At 27.2% G+C, this 9466-nt stretch carries 5 protein-coding genes; 2 read left to right on the forward strand and 3 right to left on the reverse strand.

Going from position 1 to position 9466, the window contains the following annotated elements:
• Positions 1-840: 840 nt before the first annotated feature.
• On the reverse strand, positions 841-3288 hold the full coding sequence (locus ACVHXK_RS18060; protein ID WP_461207805.1) for an NADase-type glycan-binding domain-containing protein: 2448 nt from the start codon (positions 3286-3288) through the stop codon (positions 841-843).
• A gap of 11 nt (positions 3289-3299) precedes the next feature.
• Positions 3300-4058, reverse strand: coding sequence for a hypothetical protein (locus ACVHXK_RS18065; RefSeq protein WP_461207806.1), 759 nt, complete (start codon positions 4056-4058; stop codon positions 3300-3302).
• 831 nt (positions 4059-4889) lie between these two features.
• On the opposite strand from ACVHXK_RS18065, the gene ACVHXK_RS18070 reads away from it, so the two are divergent.
• Positions 4890-5300, forward strand: a complete 411-nt coding sequence (locus ACVHXK_RS18070; RefSeq protein WP_461207807.1) for a helix-turn-helix domain-containing protein — start codon at positions 4890-4892, stop codon at positions 5298-5300.
• Between the two features lie 37 nt (positions 5301-5337).
• Here ACVHXK_RS18070 and ACVHXK_RS18075 read toward each other — a convergent pair whose 3' ends face one another.
• Complete coding sequence (locus ACVHXK_RS18075) at positions 5338-5874, reverse strand: DUF3267 domain-containing protein (RefSeq protein WP_461207808.1); 537 nt, start codon at positions 5872-5874, stop codon at positions 5338-5340.
• A gap of 302 nt (positions 5875-6176) precedes the next feature.
• Here ACVHXK_RS18075 and ACVHXK_RS18080 point away from each other — a divergent pair, with 302 nt between their 5' ends.
• Positions 6177-9161, forward strand: a complete 2985-nt coding sequence (locus tag ACVHXK_RS18080) for an Eco57I restriction-modification methylase domain-containing protein (RefSeq protein WP_461207809.1) — start codon at positions 6177-6179, stop codon at positions 9159-9161.
• Positions 9162-9466 lie beyond the last annotated feature (305 nt).

Here is a 9466-nt window from a genome sequence, read left to right on the forward strand (position 1 = left end):
TAATTTCCAATTGTATAAATTAAAATAGCCATCAAGCATTGGAATAAAATTGTATTCTTAGGTTGATGGCTATGCGGTGCTCCTAGTGATGCAGCTAGCTGGCTCACTTGCTTATATGAGAGGTGTTTCAAATAGATCTGTATATAAAAATAATTCAGTCTCAAAGTTGTGAGGCTGAATTATTTAGGGTTTGAATTTATTTAAGATAACTTCTTAAATTTGTGAATCATTAACAAATTGTTCATGACCCTCGAGGGTACTTCCAATAAATGGATGACGTTAGTAATTCATTTATTGGTTGCTCTTTTTGTGATAGCGCTCTAAGCTCCTTAAGTTGAGCTTGCTATATAGTAAACCACTATATTAGTAAGAAAGATAATTCATTAATTTGATTTCTTCCTAATAGTCTATCAACAAAACTTAAAAATTGTTGATAGCTAAATTTAATTTGCTTCAATAAAAAAACTATATATTTCTTCTCTCCTATAGGCTCTAACACTGTTTCTTATACTATCTTATCTAAATTATATATCTACCTATTCCTTATAATAATTGACCCCATGGTTTTTGATGAAACCCTTTGGGTGAGCTTGCTAAATACAATCCTAAACTATAAAATTTATGCATTATTTAATCAATGTTCACAGAAAATTGTTTATGCCCGAGGGGCTTGCTGAGGACATGCAATGACCTCAGTTGCTTTAGTTGTACTTGTGCCCGGATATAATTCGACATCTGATGTGCTTGTGAACCCTTAAATTTGAGCTTGCAAATTTCACATCAGTAAGGTATTTCCATAAATTAAATTACGTAAATAATTAAATTTATGGTTACTAATTACTAATACACTTCAATACTCGAAATACATGTATCTGAGTATTTAGTACCATAATATACATCTAAAATACTTATTTTTATAGACTTAGTTTTAATAGTATTATCAAATGTTATATAATTATAGCAACCAAATTCATCACTTAAATCTATTGTAGTTTTAGATCCATCTGATAACTCAATTTCTATCGTCTTTACTCTATTATTTTTGTAATAGATATCTTCCGATTTATTATATCCATTCATAATACTAATTACATTAAATTCAATTTCATGATCACATTCTAATTTAATCCACTCGCCTTCCCCATCAGCTTTATCCCCTTCAACCCATGCTGTGCTTGAATCCCAATCCAATACATTTTCAGCAACATAAGTGCTAGAACTTGCTTCTAATATTGATGATGCTCTTACTCTATCCCATATAACGTAATCAGGGCTACCTTCTGTAATAGAAGATTCTTCATTAACTAATAAATCATTATTTAATCGAAAGCTTTCTGCCATTATTTCAAATGAATTTCTTAAGTTTTTTTCTTCATCTTGACTTAAAACCTCATAATTTGTGAGTTCTAATCCTAAACAATAAGCTTTGTCATTTGCAAATACAACTAATGTTGTTGTATCTGACTTTTCAGTTCCGTTTATACATCTGTAGGCACTATCAGCCCCTTCTACATTAACTTGTTCTACTTTATAATATTGTTCCTCAAGATAGCTTCTGTAATAATTTTTATTCTGTGGTAAAACCGCTTCAAGTGGATAATACCATAATAAATTCCCTGAAGAATCATAAAATGTAGTACCACTAATATAACTTTCCACATGCGCATTTAAGTTATCTGGATATTCAAAGTATACTTCTTCACTAAATGGATCTTCATATATTATTAAACTATCATTATTATCTTCATTTATTAATTTATTTTCATTTACAATACTATTATCACTGAGATTAGCATTAGTCTCTTGAAGTATATTCTCATAAGTTAACTGTTCAATAATTGACTCTTTGAATAACACTATGCTTTCATTTAAACCATCTATATAGTCCTCAATATCATTTGCCTCATTTTTTAAATTATTATACTTTTTTGATAATAAAAATTGTTGTTCAGATATCTCCTTATAAACGTTCACTTCTTTTGTACTTTTAAAATCACCTATTAAGGCTTCAAATTCCATTTCTTCTGTTCCAATAATTTCTGTATATGCATCATACCAACCCATTGTTTCAAATTCAGTAACAGTAGATTTTAATATCGCATCATCTCCAGTAGGTAACTCTCCTAATATCTCACTATCTTCGGGAAATATAATATAGTATTTATTATCATCAATGTATTGTCTAACAAATACTCGTATTTTTTTTGTTTTTGCTTTTGGAACATCTCCATTGGTATTATTAATTTTGTTTCTAATCTCGCTTAATTCAATAGATTTACTTGTTATTGTATCTTCCATCTCATTTAATTGATTAAAAGCAAGTATAATCATTTCCATATTCTCATCTGTTATAGTTCCCACTTTATTGAATATCATTAATATTCTATTAGCACTATCAATATCATCATTATTAAGTGCTGTTTCCATAAGTAACTTAACTTTTTCAATTAACTTATCCTCTTCATATCTACTTAACATTATAATTATTTCTTCTATATTTTCATTTTCACCATTTTCTATTACCTTAATAAATCTATCTAAAGATTTGAATACTCTATTATGCTCATTAAATGTCTTTATCAGTATATCACCAGATACATATTCGTTAGACTCATACTTATCAAAAAATAGATTTTCAAGTCTTAAGATTTCTTCATCTTTCCCATTACTAAGAATTAAAGAAACTGCTTCTCTTACTAATTCTTGTTTTTCTTCATTATCATAATAAAAATCTATATAACTATACAATTTATCATATTTATTATCCTGAATATAATTATTTAGATCCTCATAACTTATCTTGTTGTATATTAGTTGCATACTTTTATATGAAATCAAAGAAATTGATAAAAATATTAATAAGCCTATTAAAAAAAATCTCAAAAACTTCTTGTTTTTTCTATTCTTATACTTTTTATTATCAATTGGAGTTAATTGATGCTGCGAATTGTTTACTACAAAATTTTTCTCATGACTACTCACTTTATTTAATTTATCATTATTCTTTACATTGTTATCGTTTTTTTTAATTATATTATCATCATTTTTATTTGTTTCTTTTATAATTTCACTACAATTATCTATATGTAGTTTACTTGATTTATTTTCTACTTCATTACTGCTTTTATTGTTAAATTCTTCTAATTTAATATTATTATTTCTATTATAATCACTTTCTTTTATTTCTATGTCATTACTTTCCATATCTGAATTTTTTATATTGTATCCGCAATTAGCACAAAACTTTGCATTTTCATATATTTTTGTTCCACAATTTGGACAAAACATACTAACACTCCCTATTTATTAGTTGTTATTTTTAATACTAAAGCTAATATTAATAATCTTACATCTATATGTTTTTTTAATTCCATAACATTTAATACTGTATATGTGTTATATGTAGCACCCCTTTTAGACTTAATGATTCCAATGTTAATATTCTCTTTTTTAATTATCATATCACCAGTCCTAGAATCTATAAGTTTACCTATGCCATAATCAGGAACAACCATTGACATCATTTTGCTTGCCTTTTTAGCTCCTCTTAACTCTTCTGTAATTGAATATTCTATCCCATCTATATTTTTTATATTGATATTTACCTTAACCATTGATTTTAAGTATCCATTGATTGTTGCTTCACCAATAAATTTCTGATTAACATCATATGCTTTATAAAGTGGGTCACCCGAACTTTTATCTGATTTTGTAGTCATAATAACTTCATTTCCTTGTTCATCTTTAGAAAAGCTAAAATCATGATTTACGAATCCAGCACTTGACTTAGCATAGATTATAGGCATATTATATTCATTCTTAAAAACAATATCGTAGGCAAATTTATCAGTTGCTCCTCCAAATTTTATTTCATTACAATTTTGAAAAATATCTACTCTTCTAGTTACCTTATCAATAGAAGCATCAGCATTGCTATTACTCGTATTATGAATATCAATATTTTGCGTGTCATTATTCACACTTACTAATTTAGCTCCACAGTTAAAACAAAACTTATCTCCATGATGACTCTTTGTACCACATTTTACACAATACATTTTATCCCCCTCCTATTAGAACATAATAAACTCCATATGCTCTAAACTAACTCATGTTAAAATAAAATACTAATATATCTAACATTTTATTTTAATCGATTTTCTTTTAATTATATTTTTTATAATCAATATAATTATATATCTTAAACAGTAAAAATTTTGTATAACCATGTCGTTATTAAAAAAATTAATTATATGTTAGAATAGACTTCCTATTACCCCATAAAACAAGCAATAATCAAATTTCTAATAAATAAAAGTATATGTTATTCTTACACATAAAAAAGCACATAAATTTAGATGTGCTTTTTTTTCAATTTTTTTATATCATTTTAAATTGTTTAAGAAATTTTTTGTGTCTTGCAAGAAAATATAAAAGACCTATCATCACTTCTATTGGAAGTATTATATGTCTTAAAATTTGTAAACTTTTTTAGCATAGACTTGTGTATGGTAAAATATGGTCAGTATAGAAAATAGTGAACCTAGTTAAATATTAACTTCTATAAAGCCAAAATCATTAATAACAACTCTCAGTAACACTTTTAATGGCTTGTCCTTCCGTTGCTTAATTCAAAGATTTTTTACAAGCTGATTCAGACCCTAAAGGAATGCCTGTGAGAAAATGAGGTTGTAAAAAAATCTACCTTTTCATTTAATGTATTCATTAAAATATTTTCTTCCGATAGATCCACTTTAATCCCTAAAACTATTCAGTTTTTTCTGTTTTCTTTTTAATACTCTAGTTCACCTTTCATCTAAAATTTACACAAAGAAAATACACAATTTTAAATCAAAATGTTATAATTTACATATAAAGGAGGTTTTGTAATGAATAGCAAAATAACTCAAGAAATTATGGAAAGAATAAGAAAAAGAAGATTATTTTTAGGACTTTCATTACAAGCTCTTTCTGATAAAACTGGTATAAACAAATCTACTCTTCAACGATATAAAACTGGATTTATTAATAACTTACCTGTTGATAAATTAGAAATGTTAGCAAGTGCTTTAGAAATTACTCCTGCTAATCTTATGGGTTGGGAAAAAAGCAATCATTATTTACCTTATGAGGAAATTGAATTAAACAATATAGAAGACGCTATGCAATCTATACTTAAAAAACCACTATTTACATCTTATTATGGTTATAACACAAATAAAATGTCTGAAGATGATTTAACTTCTTTTACAAAAGAAATATTAAGATATATACACCTACTCAGCTATGAATACAAGTAACTATTTTACTTATATCTATAGCTAATTGAATAAACTTTTATTCATCTACCCCATCCTTAAAAATATCAATCATATCAAAACCATACTCCCTCTCAATAATATAACTATTCTCATTACCTCTGCAAAGATAAAGAGCCATCAATAAATCTCCTGTGCTCCCTACTAGATTTAGAAGAAACACAATATCACCAATACTTCCTGGAATAAATGCAGATCCAATTGTAATAAAAGTTACAGGGACTAGTAAAACTATATCAAATCGGGTCCTATCTAATGCCATCCCCGAAATCTCCTGAGCATATGCATAAATAAATTTAAAACCATATTTAACTTTCCCACCAAATAATTTATATGCCGCTCCATGTAATAATTCATGAACTACAGTTATTGGCACAAAAATTACAATAATAAAAATACAAAAATTTACTAAAATGTTTCCTGTAATATTTATTATTATTTTATGATATATCAAGCTTATAAATAAACTATCAATACTATCCTGTAGTAGCAAACAAACTGTTAAAGTAAAAACAAAAGAAATTACATGTAATTTCCATGAAACTTTAAAAGACATATCAACACCTCCATCTGGAAGTATTAACATGTCATAAAGACTGTAAACTTAATTCATTATAATTAATAAAATAATTTAATGGATTTTTTCTAATTTTTTTGTACAAGTTCTAAATTATCTACATAATTCGGAAAGTACCTGGTACTCTTGTGGGACAAACTCCTTTGAACCACTTGCTATCACTATACCTTATCATTTGACTTTTCAAACTATTACTTCTTAAAGGAGTTAGATGTATATATGCAGTTATTATTTTTCATTTTAAATCATACCTATATATAAACAATTATTGAGGTAATATAATGAATGATAATACTATTTTTGATCAAAATTATTTAAACAAACTATTAGATAAATACGATATTAACAAAATACCTAAAATTTCTGATAAGCTCTCCATAATAAAAAATTGGAACACAGGAATTAACGATAAAAGCATTTATAAATTCTCCGAAAAAGAACTACAAAGTACTTTTCTGGTTAATATTTTTGATAAAATACTAGGCTATAAAAGTTTACCATTTAATAGTGATTTTTTTATGATCCCAGAACAATCAACAAAACTAGATGGAAGTAAACCAGATGCCACTTTAGGATATTTCAACAGTTGTGACCGAGATGTCCAAGTTGTTATAGAATTAAAAGATGCTTATTGTGATTTAGATGTAAAGCAAAAACGATTGAATGACAACAGAACTCCTATTGAGCAAGCATTTAGTTACGCACCCAAATATGGTAGCAGATGCAAATGGGTTATTGTATCTAACTTTATTGAGATAAGACTCTACCATGCCTCTAATCAATTAGCTTATCAACAGTTCAATATGAAATATCTAACAGATGAAACAGAGTTTTTAAGATTTTATTATATTCTAAACAAAGATAACCTCATCAGCAAATCCACTAATTCTAGAATAGATGAACTATATACATTAAATATACAAGAAGAACAAAATATTACGAAAAACTTCTATAAAACTTTTAAAACCATCAGACAAAACCTTTTAGAAGATATCATTAACAATAATGATAATATTGACCCTATCATAGCGATTGAAAAAACCCAGAAGATATTAGACAGAATTATATTTATATGCTTTTGCAAAGATTCACCGGAAGAACTATTGCCTCATGATATTTTAAATAGAATTTTCAGTCCAACCCAACCATCATTTAATCCTTTATGGGATGATTTAAAATTGCTATTTAATGCCATAGATATAGGCAATACTAGGGTTAACATTCATAAATTCAACGGAGGATTATTCAAAAAAGATCCACTCCTTGATAATCTTAATATTTCTGATAATATTCTGAAATCGCTCAAAAAAATAATAAGCATTAATTTTTCTTCTGATTTAAATACAAATATACTTGGTCATATCTTTGAGCAAGGAATAACAGATATTGAGTACTTAAAGAATTACTACAGAAACAAAAGCAATTCATCTGAAGTTAATATTCGAAAAAAAGAAGGAATTTATTACACTCCTGTATGTATAACACAATTTATAATACATCAAGCTTTAAGTAAATGGCTAGACGATAGAAAAACAGATTTGGGATATTACAAGCTCCCAACACTATCAGATGAAGAAAAATTTAAAGCTCTTAAACTAATCACAAATAACTATAGATATCATAAAAAAGAAACCACAAATGATGTTATAGTAAAAAAATATAAGATAAATTTAGAGTTTTGGGAAAACTATCGAAAAGTACTAATAAATATTAAAGTAATAGATATTAGTTGCGGCAGTGGTGCATTTTTAAATCAAGCTTTCTCATTTCTATATAATGAATCAAAAAAAGTAAACACAGAAATTTATAACTTATATGATGGACAAGAAAAATATTTCAATATAGATACCGATATTTATAAAGAGTTGGATAAAAACATACTACAAAATAATATATTTGGTATTGATATCAATAAGGAAAGTATAGATATTACAAGATTATCTCTATGGTTATTAACTGCTAACAAAGAAAAATGTCTTGCAACTTTAGATGATAATATTATTTGTAGAGATTCTATCGTATATGATGATTCAAATGAGGATGATAAAAACCTAATCTGTAACAATAAGTTTAAAGATGTTATATCTAAAGGTGGTTTTGATATAGTTATAGGGAATCCTCCTTATATTGATTCCGAACAAATGACTAGAAACCTCCCCGATGTAAGAAAGTTTTGTAAAAAGCATTATAAATCTGCAAAAGGCAACTGGGATATGTTCATCCCATTTATTGAAAAGGGATTAAATATTCTAAAAAATAATGGCATATTGTGTTACATAGTACCAAATAAACTAATTGGTGCCAGCTATTCACAACAAATACGTAAAATTATATCTCAATATACTATTTTACAATTTAGAGATTATTCCGAGATTAAAGTATTTGATGATGCAAATGTATATCCTATAATATTTTCAATAAAAAAAAGCCGAAAAAAAACGCCTGTAAGTATTCAATTATTTGATAAATCAAATGATAAATGGATTGAAAATATTATTAGTCCCAAAATTATGTATAGGGATATCAACTGGAACAGGTATTTCGTAAAAGATACTTTAATAATCAACATTCTTGAAAAAATGCTTAGATTTACGTTACTAGAAAAAATAGCTACAGTAAAAGAAGCTGCCACCGTGGCTGAGGCTTATAAAATCAAAGAATTCTTAATTAGTTTAGATAATGTAGCAGAAAATGAAAAACCATTCAAAAAGTTTATTAATACTGGAACTATAGATAAATATAAAAGTTTATGGGGCATTAAGCCTGCAAGATATATAAAAAATTCTTATTTAAAACCAGTAGCATATACCAATGACATACAGCAGCTTAATAACATAAGAAGTACCGAAGCTAATTCAGAGAAAATCATAGTAGCAGGTATGTGCAAAGAACTTGAATGTTATTATGATAATGGTCAATATCTAGCTGGTAAATCCACAAGTATTATCATGAATAGCGAAATCGATTTACAGTATATTCTAGCACTCTTGAATAGTAAACTTATTTCATTCTTCTATAGTCATTATTATAGATCCAATTCACTAAGTGGAGGATACTTCAATATTAATGCTAATCAACTAAAAAATATTCCTATAGCTTTTGAAGAATCCACTGCTAAACAGATTATTAAAGAGGTTATAAAAATTGATGCCTCTATTATAAATAGGAAAGATATTGTATCCCACCAAACAAAAATTGATAATCTGGTATACATGGTTTATGGACTTGATTTTAATGAGGTTTATCTAGTGGAGAATGAGGTGTGATTTAGATTTTATATTATCATTAGTAATTTGGACCTCTGAGTAAGTAGTGAGCCTTAGGGCGAGCTTGCTCACAGTCAAACACTACTATCAAATTCGTGTACTATGTCTCCTCACAAATACCCTCGATGGTAATGAATATTTTGTTTGATTTGTAAATATTTATTAATAACCCCGAGGGTGTTAGTCCGCCTTGGGAATGGAACGGACAAGGCAGACTTGCTTTTTGTAATAGTGTTCTAAAATCCTTATAATTTAAGCTTGCTATTTGGGCCTCTAGGGTTTTAGTGAAACCCTAGAGGTGATCT

The sequence above is a fragment of the Clostridium sp. DL1XJH146 genome (assembly GCF_054819755.1).

What these genes read in the sequence shown, in the direction of transcription:
- ACVHXK_RS18075 (WP_461207808.1), bottom strand. Translation starts at nt 5,874, where the DNA reads ATGTCTTTTAAAGTTTCATGGAAATTACATGTAATTTCTTTTGTTTTT.
- ACVHXK_RS18070 (WP_461207807.1), top strand. Translation starts at nt 4,890, where the DNA reads ATGAATAGCAAAATAACTCAAGAAATTATGGAAAGAATAAGAAAAAGA.
- ACVHXK_RS18065 (WP_461207806.1), bottom strand. Translation starts at nt 4,058, where the DNA reads ATGTATTGTGTAAAATGTGGTACAAAGAGTCATCATGGAGATAAGTTT.
- ACVHXK_RS18080 (WP_461207809.1), top strand. Translation starts at nt 6,177, where the DNA reads ATGAATGATAATACTATTTTTGATCAAAATTATTTAAACAAACTATTA.
- ACVHXK_RS18060 (WP_461207805.1), bottom strand. Translation starts at nt 3,288, where the DNA reads ATGTTTTGTCCAAATTGTGGAACAAAAATATATGAAAATGCAAAGTTT.